Source organism: Pseudomonas sp. NPDC089758 (assembly GCF_044748705.1).
GTDB lineage: Bacteria > Pseudomonadota > Gammaproteobacteria > Pseudomonadales > Pseudomonadaceae > Aquipseudomonas > Aquipseudomonas putida_X.
Window position 1 is genome coordinate 144,477 of the sequence record NZ_JBIVGN010000004.1, and the last position, 13,479, is coordinate 157,955.

Annotated in this window: 12 protein-coding genes; 6 read left to right on the plus strand and 6 right to left on the minus strand. The window is 63.0% G+C overall.

Going from position 1 to position 13,479, the window contains the following annotated elements:
• The first annotated feature begins 44 nt into the window (after positions 1–44).
• Positions 45–1,001 carry a glycosyltransferase gene (locus ACIPZH_RS07140; RefSeq protein WP_400635711.1) on the plus strand — a complete coding sequence of 319 codons (957 nt, stop codon included), beginning with the start codon at positions 45–47 and terminating at the stop codon, positions 999–1,001.
• 67 nt (positions 1,002–1,068) lie between these two features.
• Positions 1,069–1,842, plus strand: coding sequence for a glycosyltransferase family 2 protein (locus tag ACIPZH_RS07145; protein WP_241804020.1), 774 nt, complete (start codon positions 1,069–1,071; stop codon positions 1,840–1,842).
• A 64-nt stretch (positions 1,843–1,906) separates the two neighbouring features.
• Here ACIPZH_RS07145 and ACIPZH_RS07150 read toward each other — a convergent pair whose 3' ends face one another.
• On the minus strand, positions 1,907–2,512 hold the full coding sequence (locus ACIPZH_RS07150) for a toluene tolerance protein (RefSeq protein ID WP_400635712.1): 606 nt from the start codon (positions 2,510–2,512) through the stop codon (positions 1,907–1,909).
• A 225-nt stretch (positions 2,513–2,737) separates the two neighbouring features.
• Here ACIPZH_RS07150 and msbA point away from each other — a divergent pair, with 225 nt between their 5' ends.
• Positions 2,738–4,546: a lipid A export permease/ATP-binding protein MsbA gene (gene msbA, locus ACIPZH_RS07155; RefSeq protein WP_400635713.1), complete on the plus strand. Its 1,809-nt coding sequence runs from the start codon at positions 2,738–2,740 to the stop codon at positions 4,544–4,546.
• A gap of 130 nt (positions 4,547–4,676) precedes the next feature.
• The gene (hldE, locus tag ACIPZH_RS07160; protein WP_241804017.1) at positions 4,677–6,098 is read left to right on the plus strand and encodes a bifunctional D-glycero-beta-D-manno-heptose-7-phosphate kinase/D-glycero-beta-D-manno-heptose 1-phosphate adenylyltransferase HldE; all 1,422 of its coding nucleotides are present in this window, start codon (positions 4,677–4,679) and stop codon (positions 6,096–6,098) included.
• Positions 6,099–6,130: 32 nt separating this feature from the next.
• Here the strand turns inward: hldE and ACIPZH_RS07165 are convergent, their stop codons facing one another.
• From ACIPZH_RS07165 to ACIPZH_RS07180, 4 genes are all read right to left on the minus strand, one after another.
• Positions 6,131–7,099 carry a metal ABC transporter ATPase gene (locus ACIPZH_RS07165; RefSeq protein ID WP_241804016.1) on the minus strand — a complete coding sequence of 323 codons (969 nt, stop codon included), beginning with the start codon at positions 7,097–7,099 and terminating at the stop codon, positions 6,131–6,133.
• 51 nt (positions 7,100–7,150) lie between these two features.
• Positions 7,151–7,963: an aldo/keto reductase gene (locus ACIPZH_RS07170; protein WP_400635714.1), complete on the minus strand. Its 813-nt coding sequence runs from the start codon at positions 7,961–7,963 to the stop codon at positions 7,151–7,153.
• Positions 7,960–9,135, minus strand: a complete 1,176-nt coding sequence (locus ACIPZH_RS07175; protein ID WP_400635715.1) for an NAD(P)/FAD-dependent oxidoreductase — start codon at positions 9,133–9,135, stop codon at positions 7,960–7,962. The genes ACIPZH_RS07170 and ACIPZH_RS07175 overlap by 4 nt, the downstream gene beginning before the upstream one ends.
• Before the next feature lie 76 nt (positions 9,136–9,211).
• Entirely contained in the window at positions 9,212–9,544 is a 333-nt protein-coding gene (locus ACIPZH_RS07180) for a multidrug efflux SMR transporter (RefSeq protein WP_241804013.1), read from the minus strand.
• A gap of 86 nt (positions 9,545–9,630) precedes the next feature.
• Here ACIPZH_RS07180 and ACIPZH_RS07185 point away from each other — a divergent pair, with 86 nt between their 5' ends.
• Positions 9,631–10,521 (plus strand): LysR family transcriptional regulator, encoded by an 891-nt coding sequence (locus ACIPZH_RS07185; RefSeq protein ID WP_267820598.1) that lies wholly within the window; start codon positions 9,631–9,633, stop codon positions 10,519–10,521.
• 11 nt (positions 10,522–10,532) lie between these two features.
• Positions 10,533–11,804 (plus strand): lipid IV(A) 3-deoxy-D-manno-octulosonic acid transferase, encoded by a 1,272-nt coding sequence (gene waaA, locus ACIPZH_RS07190; protein WP_400635717.1) that lies wholly within the window; start codon positions 10,533–10,535, stop codon positions 11,802–11,804.
• Positions 11,805–11,822: 18 nt separating this feature from the next.
• Here the strand turns inward: waaA and ACIPZH_RS07195 are convergent, their stop codons facing one another.
• Positions 11,823–13,211 (minus strand): PLP-dependent aminotransferase family protein, encoded by a 1,389-nt coding sequence (locus ACIPZH_RS07195; protein ID WP_400635719.1) that lies wholly within the window; start codon positions 13,209–13,211, stop codon positions 11,823–11,825.
• Positions 13,212–13,479: the final 268 nt, after the last annotated feature.

Here is a 13,479-nt window from a genome sequence, read left to right on the forward strand (position 1 = left end):
TGCCCATGGTTGACCGCGAAGGCGCAGAGCGCCCAAGGAAAGCAATGAAAGTCTTATTTCTGGTGCAGAAAGAACAGCGGGCCATCCTCGATCGCCTGTACGACGGCGTCGCGGCCAACTGTGAGTGCGACCTGCGCTGGTTGACCAGCGATGACCAGCGCAACCTGCGCCGTTATTTCAAGCGCGAAGTGCAGGTCGAGCGCTACGACCGCATCGTGTTCTTCCTGCGCTTCAAGCAGGAGATACGTCAGGCCGCGTTCATCCGTACCGTGCCGAACCTGGTGATCCTCGAGCATGATGCCTACCAGAACTACATCCCCTGCAAGTACACCGGCAAGTTCAGCGCGCATTACCGCAAGCTGCCGTGGGCACGGGTGATCAGTTCCGGCTACATGGTCAGCGAGCGCTTGCGTCAGGAAGGGTTCGATGCTGTGTTCGTGCCCAAGGGGTACGACGAGCGCCTGCTCACGGACCAAGGGCTTGAGCGCGATATCGAACTGGCGTTCGTCGGCAGTACCAACAGTGTTGCCTACAGCGGGCGCAAGGCGTTGCTGGATGAATTGGGGCGGGTGGAAAACCTGGTGGTGACCCGCACCAAATCTGGCGAAGACTATTGCAACACGCTCAACCGGATCCGCTTCTTTGTCAGTGCCGATGTGGGCATGGGCGAGTACATGATCAAGAATTTCGAGGCCATGGCCTGCGGCTGCGTGTTGCTGGCGTTCGACCAGGGGGCTGAAGAAAATAGCGCCTTGGGCCTGCAGGATATGCACAACGTGGTGTTGTACGACAGCATCCCGACGCTCCAGGCGAAGCTGCGTACCCTGCGCGCCGATCCGGGCCTGGCCCGGCAAATTGCAGAAAATGGTCGGCATCTGGCGGTTTCCCGCTTCAGTTTCGCTGAAGTTGGCCGTAGCATCGTCGACCATATGCGCCCGGCACTCAGGCCGCACCCGCCCTTGTCCGTCTGGCAGAGGCTGCGGTTGACGCTGGGCATTTAACTAAAAGAGCTTTCGTGACCAGGGAGTGGCTGCGTAAAGTCTGTTGTCGCAACGCGGAGGGAGTCCGGTGCGCTTTTCAAATGATAGTGATGTCACGCTTGTCGTGACCAGCTGCGGTCGGTTCGATCTGCTCAAGGAAACCCTTGAGAGCTTCGATCGCTACAACACAGCGCCCATTCGCGAGGTCTTCATTACCGAGGACTCCGGTGACGACGCTGTTCACGGTGCCGTACCCGAGCACTGGAAGCCCCACTGCACGGTATTCGTCAACCGCCCCAAGCTTGGGCAGTTGGCCTCGATCGACCTGGCCTACAGCCATGTCAAGACGCCTTACATCTTTCATTGCGAGGACGACTGGCGCTTCTACCGCCAGGCCTTCGTCGAAGACTCCAGGGCGATCCTTGAGGCCAGCCCCCAGGTGCTGCAAGTCTGGTTGCGCAGCCATGCCCATGACCTGTCGATCCACAGCCCCTATATCCATCTGGGGGACCGGCAGGTCATCGCTGGGGTGCCCTGCTATCCACTGCACTCCGAGAAAGCCGAGTGGCAGGCCTTTTCCCTGAATCCGGGGTTGCGTCGGCTGAGCGATTATCAGCGCTGTGCGCCCTTTGCCGGCTATGCGGGCGAGAAGGCGCTGTCGCGGCGTTACGCGCAATTGAACCTGACAGCGGTCACCCTGGAGGGAGACGCCGTCCTGCACACCGGCTTTGGCAGCCACGTCACCGTGCCTGAAGAAGTTCACCGCAAGGCCAAACGGCGTAATCGCGACCGGATCAAGCTGGCACTGACCCTGGTGATCGGCGCCTTGGCAGGCATGGGTATATCCATCTTCGTGCACTGATACCGCGCTCGGCGCAGCACCTGGCCGGGGTTTGTAACGCCCTGCCAGGCGCTGGGGCTGAGGTTCAGCGTGCCAGCAGGGCCGCTTGGAAATCGGCGAGGGGGAAGCGGTCGCCCAGTTTCTCCCGTGCGATGTAACTCACCATGTGTTGCACGTTGCGTCGAACCATACGGGCAGACAGTGGTGGGCGCAGAAAGCGCATGTCGGCAACGTCGATCAGGCCCAGGTGCTGGTCGGGCGTGACCACCACATTGCCCAGGTGCAGCGAGCGGAAGTACACGCCGTTGCGGTGCAACTGGCGGATCAAGGTGATCAGGCGGGGCAGGTAGATGTCCCAGCTGAAGCCTTGGTCCCGCGACATCTGCAGCAGCGTGCGCCCCGGCAACGGCCTGTACAGCACTGCGGTTCTGCCCGGCAGGTCCAGCTTGTGCTGGCTGATGACCTCGAGCGTAGGGATGCCCAGCTGTGCAAGGCGCGCAGCGTTGTCCACAAAGCGCTGGGAGTAGGGGCGCAGCAGCGCAGATGAAATCAGACGCTTGCGCCGAAAAACCTTGAGGAAGTTACCATCCTCAAGCAGGTAGACTTTGGCGCCATGGCTGTCTGCCTCCAGTATCTGGGCGCCAAGTGTCAGCTGATCGAAGTCGACCTGGGTGAGCCGAGAGCATTGCATGAGTTGAGCCTTGTCGTCTGGCGAGCAAAATGACCGGCAATAATGCCGAAAATAATCCTCCAGCACCATGTTGGTCTTTTTCGACCGACCAGGGGGCTTAAGCCGTATGAAAAAACCGGGCGCAGGTCGTGTGGGCCGTCGGCCCGGCTGTTGTTGCACCGCAGGCGTGCCGAAAATGACGCCTGTGGTAAAATTTCCGGTTCAACCTGAACAGCGAGCTCGATGATGGCCGAAACACCGCTACCGGCGGAGCACACCTCCAGCCTGAAGATCTACTTCCGGTTGCTGAGCTACGTGAAACCCTATATCGGCATTTTCCTGCTGAGTATCATCGGTTTCGTGATCTTTGCCTCTACCCAGCCAATGCTGGGCGGGATCCTCAAGTACTTTGTCGATGGCCTGAGCAACCCCGAAGCGGTGTTGTTCCCCAACGTCCCCTACTTGCGCGACCTGCAATTGCTGCAGGCGGTACCGCTGCTGATCATCCTGATCGCGGCATGGCAGGGCCTGGGTTCGTTCCTCGGCAACTATTTCCTGGCCAAGGTTTCCCTCTCCCTGGTGCATGACCTGCGCGTGGAGTTGTTCAACAAGCTGCTGGTACTGCCCAACCGCTATTTCGACAACCACAACTCCGGGCACCTGATCTCACGCATCACCTTCAACGTGACCATGGTGACGGGGGCCGCCACCGATGCAATCAAGGTCGTGATCCGTGAAGGCCTGACGGTGGTCTTCCTGTTTGCCTACCTGCTTTGGATGAACTGGCACTTGACCCTGGTGATGGTCGCCATCCTGCCGGTGATCGCGGTGATGGTCAGCGTCGCCAGCAAGAAATTCCGTAAACAGAGCAAGAAGATCCAGGTGGCGATGGGCGACGTGACCCACGTCGCTTCCGAAACCATCCAGGGCTACCGTGTGGTGCGCAGCTTCGGCGGCGAGGCTTACGAGCAGCAGCGCTTCAGCCGTGCCAGCCAGAGCAACACCGACAAACAGTTGCGCATGACCAAGACGGGCGCCCTGTACACGCCCATGTTGCAGCTGGTGATCTACAGCGCCATGGCCGCGTTGATGTTCCTGGTGCTGTTCCTGCGGGGCGACTCGACCGCGGGCGATCTGGTGGCCTACATCACCGCCGCGGGCCTGCTGCCAAAGCCGATCCGCCAGCTTTCAGAAGTCAGCTCGACCATCCAGAAAGGCCTGGCCGGTGCTGAAAGCATCTTCGAGCAACTGGACGAGCAGCCTGAGATCGACCGCGGTACGATCGAGAAGGAGCGCGTGGCAGGTCGCCTCGAAGTACGCAACCTGAGCTTCACCTATCCGGGCACTGATCGCGAAGTGCTGAGCGACATCAGCTTCACCGCCGAGCCTGGGCAGATGATCGCGCTGGTCGGGCGCTCTGGTAGCGGCAAGTCCACGCTGGCGGCGCTGATTCCGCGCTTCTATCACCATGACCAAGGGCAGATCCTGCTCGATGGCGTAGAGATCGAAGACTACCGCCTGCGCAACCTGCGCCGGCACGTGTCGCAGGTGACCCAACATGTGACCCTGTTCAACGACACCGTGGCCAACAACATCGCCTACGGCGACCTGGCCGGCGCGCCGCGTGCGGACATCGAAGCGGCGGCTGCCGATGCCTATGCCAAGGAGTTCGTCGACAAGCTGCCCAAGGGCTTCGACACCGACGTGGGTGAAAACGGCGTGCTGCTGTCCGGTGGCCAGCGCCAGCGCCTGGCGATTGCCCGGGCCCTGTTGAAGAACGCGCCGCTGCTGATCCTCGACGAAGCGACTTCGGCACTGGACACGGAGTCCGAGCGGCATATCCAGGCTGCGCTGGACCATGTCATGCAGGGGCGCACCACGCTGGTGATCGCGCACCGCCTGTCGACCATCGAGAAGGCCGACCAGATCCTGGTGATGGACCAGGGCCGCCTGGTGGAGCGCGGCACCCATAGCGAGCTGTTGGCAGCCAATGGATATTATGCCCGCTTGCATGCCATGGGCTTGGACGAGCCAGCGAAGGCCGATATCACCTGAGTTGTCGTTGATCGGGGCCGTATGGCCCCGATTGTCACCGGAATTTTCCAGGGCCCGATCTGGCCATAAAGCCGTCGCTTACCCTGTGCTAATATCCTGCCCCTGTTCATTATTTCCATATGGGTTGCCCATGAAGTTGTCCCTGCCGCGTTTCGATCAAGCCCCGGTATTGGTGGTCGGCGATGTCATGCTGGACCGCTACTGGCATGGCGGTACTTCACGTATCTCGCCAGAAGCGCCAGTGCCGGTGGTGAAGGTCGATCAGATCGAGGATCGCCCCGGCGGCGCGGCCAACGTTGCCTTGAACATTGCCGCCCTCGGCGCTCCGGCGGCACTGATCGGCGTTACCGGCCAGGATGAGGCCGCCGACAGCCTGGCCAACAGCCTGCAGGCGGCGGGTGTGCGTTCGGTTTTCCAGCGCATTGCGCACCAGCCGACTATCGTCAAGCTGCGGGTCATGAGCCGGCACCAGCAGTTGCTGCGCATCGATTTCGAAGAGCCGTTCGCCACTGACCCGCTGTCGCTGGGTGCCGAAGTCGAAAGCCTGCTCGACGGTGTCAAAGTGCTGGTGTTGTCCGACTACGGCAAAGGCGCGCTGAAAAATCATCAGAGCCTGATCGAGGCCGCCCGTGCCAAGGGCATACCGGTACTGGCCGACCCCAAGGGCAAGGACTTCTCGATCTACCGCGGTGCCAGTCTGATCACGCCGAACCTCAGCGAGTTCGAGACCATCGTGGGCCGCTGCGCCGATGAGGCCGAGCTGGTCGCCAAAGGCCTGCAGCTGCTGCTGGACCTCGACCTGGGGGCGTTGCTGGTTACCCGTGGCGAGCACGGCATGACCCTGCTGCGCACCGGCCACCCGGCGCTGCACCTGCCGGCCCGTGCCCGCGAAGTGTTCGATGTGACCGGCGCTGGCGATACCGTGATTTCCACCCTGGCTGCAGCCATCGCAGCCGGTGAAGACCTGCCCCACGCGGTCGCCCTGGCCAACCTGGCGGCCGGCATCGTGGTCGGCAAACTGGGTACTGCAGCGATCAGTGCACCTGAGCTGCGTCGCGCGATCCAGCGCGAGGAAGGTTCCGAACGTGGCGTGCTGGGCCTGGAGCAACTGCTGCTGGCCATCGACGATGCGCGTGCGCACAAAGAGAAGATCGTGTTCACCAATGGTTGCTTCGACATCCTGCATGCAGGGCATGTGACGTACCTTGAGCAGGCGCGTGCCCAGGGTGATCGTCTTATCGTCGCGGTCAACGACGATGCCTCGGTAAGCCGTCTGAAGGGCCCTGGCCGCCCGATCAACAGTGTCGATCGGCGTATGGCCGTGCTGGCTGGGCTGGGCGCGGTGGACTGGGTCATCAGCTTCCCTGAAGGCACGCCGGAAAATCTGCTGAGCCAGGTGAAACCGGATGTGCTGGTCAAGGGCGGTGACTACGGTATCGACCAGGTGGTGGGTGCCGATATCGTCAAGGCCTACGGCGGCACAGTGAAGGTGCTGGGGTTGGTCGAGAACAGCTCGACCACTGCAATCGTCGAAAAAATCCGCAAGAACTGACGTGCCCGGGGCCGCGCGGCGGCCCCGGATACTCATTTGTTCAGCGAGGTGCGCGCGCGCTCCAGCAGTGCCCGCGCCTTGTCGCCAAAGCGGCGCAGGTGTGAAGCCTTCGCAGCTTTGCGCTCCACCAGCCCCTGCTGCTTCACCCAATCCTTCCAGCGTATCCGCTCGTCCGCGACCACCCACCCGTCCTGCTGGGCAAAGCTCTCCGCCAGGTAAAGCCCGCGGGTACTGGCCGGTACCAGTTCATCTTTCTTCAAGGTATACAGCTCGGCCAGTGGCTGACCATCCTGGACGGGCATCAGGTACAAGTCCGGCCGCTTACGGTTGAGCCGCGCGACCAGCTGATCGCCCTCCAAGCGTTCATCGACATGGAACAGGCTCAGCTTTTTCGCGTCCTTGGGCACTTGCAGGCGCATGTCGTAGATCAGTTGCAGTGATGCCGTAGGCAGGTGCACGTAAGCCCGTGGGCGCTCCAACAACATCAGGTTGCCGCAATACACCGACCGGGCGGCACCTGATTCGGGGGTCAGCACGAACGGCAGCGCTTCCCGGTAGTGCAGCGCGGCAGCGTAAGGTGCAGGTAGCCAGGTGTCGTTGAAGCGACCACCCAGCCAGCCTTCCGGGGTTTCCAGCAGGCACTCTTCCGCCACTTCCTGGACCGCAGTGTGCAGCGGCAGATTGAGCTCCTGAGCCGGGACATACCCTGAAATCAATTTAAGCACCACATCGCCCCGGTCCTGGCGGCGCTGGCGCACCAGTACCCAGTAGTCACGGTGCTGCCAGTGCAGGGTCAGGCGTACCGAAACGCCGAGGTTGGCAAGCTCTGCGACGAAGCGCTGGTTATCGGGCAGCTCGATGGCCCGACGCCGTTGTTGCGTCTGGGCGAAGTTCAGCGGCATGCCGATGCTCTGGTAAACCAGGCTCTCGGGGGTGGCTTCGACATGCAGTGGCAGTGTTTTGAAGTTGCTCGGGTTCTTGCGGATCAGCGTACGCGGCACGAGGCTCCTCCTTGCGTCGGGTCAGTGTCCAGGCCCGGGGGTGGGGACAACTCAATGCTGGCCCAGGATGCGGGCGACGGTGGCCACGTTGTGGGCCAGGTGCAACGGGTTGATAGTGCCGACGATAGCACTGCTGACGCCAGGGTGGGCGAACAACAGTTCGAAGCTGGCGTGTACCGGGTCGACACCGGGTGCAAGGCAGACATGCCCACTGGCCAAGGCCTTCTTCACCAGAATGGCTTTGCCGTGTTCGGCAGCGTAGTCCAGTACCGGTCGTTCTGCCTGCTCGTTGAGGTTGAAGGTGACCATGGCGCAGTCGCCTTGTTCGAGGGCCTTCAGCCCGCCGGCGACGGTCTTGCCCGACAGGCCGTAGCCGAGGATCTTGCCCTCCTGCTTGAGGGCTGCGAGGGTCTGGTAGACCTCTTGCTGCTCGAGAATCTCCAGGTCGTTGCCATCGGAGTGCACCAGCACCAGTTCGATGCGGTCGGTCTCCAGCCGGCGCAGGCTGCGCTCTACTGACATACGGGTGTGGGCTGCGCTGAAGTCGAAACGCGATTGGCCGCCTTCGAACTCTTCGCCAACCTTGCTGACGATCACCCATTCATCGCGCTGGCCGCGCAGCAGCGGCCCCAGGCGCTCTTCGCTGCGGCCATAGGCCGGAGCCGTGTCGATCAGGTTGATACCCAGCTCGCGGGCCTGGGCCAGCAGCAGGCGCGCTTCGTCATCCCCGGGGATCGTGAACCCGGTGGGGTACTTCACGCCTTGGTCGCGGCCAAGCTTGACTGTACCCAGGCCCAGGGGGGAAACCTTGAAGCCTGTGCTGCCCAGCGGGCGGTGGAAGTCGTGCAGGGTTGGCAGGGTCATGGCAGCAGTCGCTCCCAGGCGGGGATGCCCAGTGGTGGGCGTGGCAGCCCGGCGAGCTCGGCCTGGGCGCTGGGGCGGATGCCGTCGCGCTGCAGGCTGGCCAGCACGCGGTCACTGAAGTCGGGGGCCAGGGCGAGCTTGGTCGGCCAGCCGACCATCAGCCGTTGCTGGTCGGCGAGGAACGCGTTGTCAGGCCGTACCAGGCCCGATTGCGCAGGTTCTGCGCGGTCCACGCGCAGGGTGGCCCAGCGCACCTGGCTTTGATCTACCCATGGCAAGAGCTGGCTGACCTCCTTCTGGGCTGCAGCAATCTGCGCCGCCGTGTCGCGGGCTACGCCATCGGCTTCAGCCAGGTCGCCACCGAGGTACCAGACCCACTGGCCATCGGCCGCGGGGTGGGTGGTAATGGTGACGCGCGGCTTGGGCCCGCCGCCCAGGCAGTGGGCATACAGTGGTTTGAGGTTGGGGCCTTTGGCCATGACCATATGCAGCGGCCGTGTCTGCATGGCGGGTTGCTCAAGGCCCAAGGCGTGCAGCAGCCCTTCGGTGCCTGCACCAGCGCTGAGCACGATGCGCTGGGCGCGGATTTCACGGCCGTCCACGCGCAAGCCGGCCAGCGTTTCACCTTCATGCAGGGGGGCGATGTGCTCACCGGCGAGCAAGGAGTCGCCTGCCAGTTCAGCCAGGTTGGCCAGCAGGCTGGGAACGTCGACCACCAGTTCGGCCAGGCGATACACCTTGCCTTTGAAGGCGCGGTCCTGCAGTGCGGGGGGCAACTGGTCGCCCTTGACCTGGTCAACCCGGCCGCGCACGGCCTTGCTGGCGAAGAAGCTGGTGAGGTTGCCGGCCAGGGTACCCGGCGACCACAGGTAGTGGGCATCGGAAAGCAGGCGGGTGCGGCTCAGGTCCAGTTCGCCGCTGCCGGCCAGGGCCTCGCGCCAGCGCCGTGGCATGTCGGCGATGGCCTCCGAGGCGCCCGTCAACGCACCGTGCAGGGCGTACTTGGTGCCACCATGGATGATGCCCTGGGATTTGATGGTCTGTTCGCCGCCAAGGCTGGCGCGCTCCACCAGCACTGTCGAATAGCCCAGGCTGCGCAGGCGGGCGTTGAGCCACAGGCCTGCGACCCCGGCGCCGACGATGAGCACGTCAGTGGAAATGGCAGATGGCATGGCGGTACCTCGAATTCTGGGACAGCTGGCAAGTATACAGGCTATGCCTGGGTTGGCTCATCGCCGACCGGCCCCATCAATGCCCGGCAGTCTTGGAGAACAACTGGATCACCACCACGCCGCCGACGATCATTGCCATCCCCAGCATCGCCGGCACATCGAGTTTCTGGCCATAGATCACCAGCGCCGCCACGCTGATCAGCACGATCCCCAGCCCCGACCAGACCGCATAGGCGATGCCTACCGGAATGCTGCGCACCACCAGGGTCAGCATCCAGAAGGCGATTGCGTAGCCGACCACCATCAGCAGCAGTGGCAATGGCGTGCTCAGGCCTTTCACAGCCTTCATGGAGGCTGTGGCGATGACTTCGGCAACGATGGCGATGGCGAGGTAGGTGTAGGCGTTCATGGTTCGATCCTCCGGTTCTGGTCCGGCATTCTAGAGTGTCCCAGGATGCGGTAAAGTCATTACCTATCACCCCAGGAGATAGGTTGATGGCCGAGCAGTGGAACCTCGAGCAGTTGCGAACCTTTGCGCGTGTCGTCGAACTGCGCTCCTTTTCTGCCGTTGCCCGCGAGCAGGGCAAAGCGCAATCCGCCGTCAGCACTGCCATTGCCATGCTCGAAGCGGACCTGGGCGTCACGTTGTTCGAGCGCAGCAGCGGCCGCCAGCCCAGGCTGACCGAAAACGGCACTGCGCTGCTGGAGGATGCCCGCGAACTGCTGCGCCAGTGCGAACGGCTCGATGGCCGCGCGCTGGCCCTGATGCGTGGCCAGGAAGCGTTGCTGCGGGTGGCGCAGGATGAAGCCATGCCGTATCAACCGGTGATCGACAGCCTCGACGAACTGGCCAGCCATTACCCTTTCCTGGAAGTTCAACTGGCCAGCGGTGCCCAAGGTGATGTGGCGCGCAAGCTGGTGGAGCGGCGTGCAGACCTGGGTTTGTTTTTCCACCATGAAAGCATGCCTGCCTCACTGGAGCGGCGTGCCCTGGGCAGCGTGGAGATGGTCACGGTGTGCGCGGTGGACCATCCATTGGCGCGGGAAAGCCGCGTGACACGCCAGCAGCTGGCACGTTACCGCCAGTTGCTGATCACCCCACAGCAAAGTGGTTACCCCGGCGGCGAAGCGATCAGCCCGCAGGTATGGCGCGCCGACAGCTTCTACGCCATGGCCGAGCTGCTGATGCGAGGGCTGGGCTGGGCGTGGCTGCCGCGCCATGTGGTGCAATACCCGACCTACCAGGCGCATATGGTCGAGCTCGCCAGCGAATGGCGGCCACCGGCCTTGGTCGTCGAACTGGCCTGGCGCCGTGACGAACCACTGGGGCCCGCCGCGCAGTGGCTGGCCGAGCGCTTTGCGGTGCACTTGCGCGCGATCGGGTAAACTTCGCCGCCATGAACAGAACTCTCTATACCCTGTTGTTCCACCTGGGCCTGCCGCTGGTCGCGCTGCGCCTTTACCTGCGTGCACGCAAGGCTCCGGCCTACCGCCAGCGTATCGGCGAACGCTTCGCCCGCAACCTGCCGGCGATGCGCCAGGGTGGCATCTGGGTTCATGCCGTTTCGGTCGGTGAAAGCATTGCCGCCGCGCCTATGGTGCGCGCGTTGCTCAAGGCCTACCCGGACCTGCCGGTCACCGTCACCTGCATGACCCCCACCGGCTCCGAGCGCATTCGCGCGCTCTTCGCCGATGAGCCACGCATCCAGCATTGCTACCTGCCTTATGACCTGCCGTGGGCGGCGGGGCGTTTTCTCGACCATGTGCGCCCGCAGCTGGGCATCATCATGGAAACCGAGCTATGGCCCAACCATATTCACCAGTGTGCCAAGCGGGGCATTCCGGTCGCGCTGGCCAATGCTCGGTTGTCCGAGCGTTCCGCCCGTGGCTATGCGCGGTTTGCCAGCCTTACCCGGCCGATGCTCGCCGAGATGAGCCTGATTGCGGTGCAGACCGAAACCGAGGCGCAACGCTTTCGCGACTTGGGTGCCCGCCCTGAGTGCGTGCAGGTCACAGGTTCGATCAAGTTCGACCTGAAGGTCGATGACCAGCTGTTGCCGCGTGCCAGGGCACTGCGTCAGCAATGGGGCGCGGGCGAGCGGCCGGTGTGGATTGCGGCCAGTACCCATGAGGGTGAGGACGCATTGATCCTGCAGGCTCATCAACAGTTGCTGCAGGTGCATGGCGACGCGCTGCTGGTCCTGGTGCCGCGCCACCCCGAGCGTTTCGATGCAGTGCACGCCTTGTGCAGCGCGCAGTTCGCTACCGTTCGCCGTTCTGCCGCGACTGCGGTCGATGCCCAGACCCGCGTGTTGCTTGGCGATACCATGGGTGAGCTGCTGTTCCTCTACGCATTGGCCGACATCGCTTTCGTCGGCGGCAGCCTGGTCGCCACTGGCGGCCACAACCCACTGGAGCCGGCAGCGCTGGCGCTGCCAGTGATCATGGGGCCGCATGTGTTCAACTTCCTCGAAATCAGCGCGATGTTGCGCGATGCCGGGGCGCTGCAGCAGGTGGACGATGCCCAAGGGTTGGCGGTGGTCGTGCGGCAGTTGATCGAGCTGCCGCAGGAGGCCCGGCGCATGGGTGAGGCGGGCAGGGCGGTGATGCAGGCCAATCAGGGCGCCTTGCAGCGGTTGCTGGAGGGGCTGGGGCGGTTGATCCGCTGAACCGCGCCTGGTGTTTCTCTAGTAGAACAGCCGCGGTTCGGAGGAGTCCAGTAAGCTTGCGAGTTTGGTCAAGGCGAAACTCAACTCGGCACGGCTTGGCGTCATCAGGGCGATGCGCACGCCACTGCTGGCTGGGCTGCGCTCAGGCTGGAACTGGCTGCCGCTGACCACGGTTACCCCATTGTTGCGCGCCAGGTTGGCGAACTCATCGCTGGTCCATGGCTCCGGCAGTTCCAGCCAGATATGAAAACTGTTCGGCTGGCTGCGCACCTTGTACCTGCCGAGGATTTCCAGCGCCATCAACTGGCGTGCGGCGGCTTCTTCCTGCTGCACTCGCACCAGTTGTTCAGCCATACCGCTGTTGATCAGGTTGCTGGCCAACTGGGCCATCAGCGGGGACGGCATCCAGACGCTGCTGCGCACCATCGACGACAACCGTGAAAGCGTTTGTGGCGGCGCGTAGAGGTAGCCGATACGCAGGGCCGGCAGCACGCTCTTGGACAGGCTGGTCAGGTACACCGAGCGCTCAGGTGCGTAGGCGGCCAAGGGTTTGTAGTCAGGTGCCGGTTCGAGGAAACCGTAGATATCGTCATCCACGATGAACAGGTCGAATTCGCGGGCAATCTGGGCGATAGCCTCGCGACGCGCGAGGGGCATTACCGAGTTGGTAGGGTTCTGGTGGGTGGTCACACATACCAGCAGCGAAGGGCGGTGCTCCAGGCAGGCAGCCCGCAAAGCCTCGGGAATCAGGCCGTGCTCGTCCATGGCTACCCCGCGCAAGCGGCGGCCCATGCTGTGGGCCAGGGAAATGATGCCGGGGTAGCAAAGCGACTCGCACAGGATCACATCATCGCTTTTTGACAGGCTGCTGATGGCCACCAACAGGCCGTGCTGGGCGCCGGAGGTCAGCACCACCTGTTGCGGGCGAGCTTCGGGCAACCAGCGCTGGATCCATGTGGCGCCAGCCTGCTTGTGCGTTGCATGGCCACCGTCGGTAACGTAGTCGAGCACCTGGTCCAGGTCGGGGGATGCCGCCAGCTCGGTGATTGCTCCGCGCAGCCAGTCGGCCATGTGCGCATCGTTGGGCTTGATGATCGACAGGTCGATCTGGCCGTTTTCCTGCTTGAACGGTGCGGGCCGCGAGGTGGCGGTGGGGGCAGGCGCCGGCCGTTGCTGCAGGACGAAAGTCCCGCGACCAACCTCACCCACCACCAGGCCCCGCTTGGCCGCTTCGTCATAGGCTCGGCCAATGGTGCCAGGGGTCACGTGCAGTGCCTCGGCGAGGTCCTTGAGTGTTGGCAGGCGGTCGCCCGGCGTCAGCCGGCCGTTGCCTATGTCCTGCTCAAGCGCATCGGCAATCATCAGGTAGACCGGCTGCGCCAGGTCGCTGTAGTGAGGAACCCACATGGAAATGGCACCAGAATCTGCAAGAGCGCGGAAGCCTAGCACGAAAGTCAGGATCGGAGTAATCGGGTTTTTACGCTGTAAATTGCCTCTATTGATATGACTTCGAGGGTCGTCTCGGTCGGTCCACCAGGCCCCGCTTGAGCACTGGCGTGAGTGTGATCAATGGGTGCTACGAAGAAATCTTTTGAAATCAATGAGTTGATTGGATCGAATCAATCATGGTGGCAATCGGCCAATGAAATAAATTGAATCGATTCTATTTTTGTAA

Excerpts from the sequence above, each read along its gene's own strand:
- ACIPZH_RS07170 (WP_400635714.1), bottom strand. The coding sequence starts at position 7,963 with ATGACCCTGCCAACCCTGCACGACTTCCACCGCCCGCTGGGCAGCACA.
- ACIPZH_RS07195 (WP_400635719.1), bottom strand. The coding sequence starts at position 13,211 with ATGTGGGTTCCTCACTACAGCGACCTGGCGCAGCCGGTCTACCTGATG.
- ACIPZH_RS07140 (WP_400635711.1), top strand. The coding sequence starts at position 45 with ATGAAAGTCTTATTTCTGGTGCAGAAAGAACAGCGGGCCATCCTCGAT.
- hldE (WP_241804017.1), top strand. The coding sequence starts at position 4,677 with ATGAAGTTGTCCCTGCCGCGTTTCGATCAAGCCCCGGTATTGGTGGTC.
- ACIPZH_RS07175 (WP_400635715.1), bottom strand. The coding sequence starts at position 9,135 with ATGCCATCTGCCATTTCCACTGACGTGCTCATCGTCGGCGCCGGGGTC.
- ACIPZH_RS07185 (WP_267820598.1), top strand. The coding sequence starts at position 9,631 with ATGGCCGAGCAGTGGAACCTCGAGCAGTTGCGAACCTTTGCGCGTGTC.
- msbA (WP_400635713.1), top strand. The coding sequence starts at position 2,738 with ATGGCCGAAACACCGCTACCGGCGGAGCACACCTCCAGCCTGAAGATC.
- waaA (WP_400635717.1), top strand. The coding sequence starts at position 10,533 with ATGAACAGAACTCTCTATACCCTGTTGTTCCACCTGGGCCTGCCGCTG.
- ACIPZH_RS07180 (WP_241804013.1), bottom strand. The coding sequence starts at position 9,544 with ATGAACGCCTACACCTACCTCGCCATCGCCATCGTTGCCGAAGTCATC.
- ACIPZH_RS07150 (WP_400635712.1), bottom strand. The coding sequence starts at position 2,512 with ATGCAATGCTCTCGGCTCACCCAGGTCGACTTCGATCAGCTGACACTT.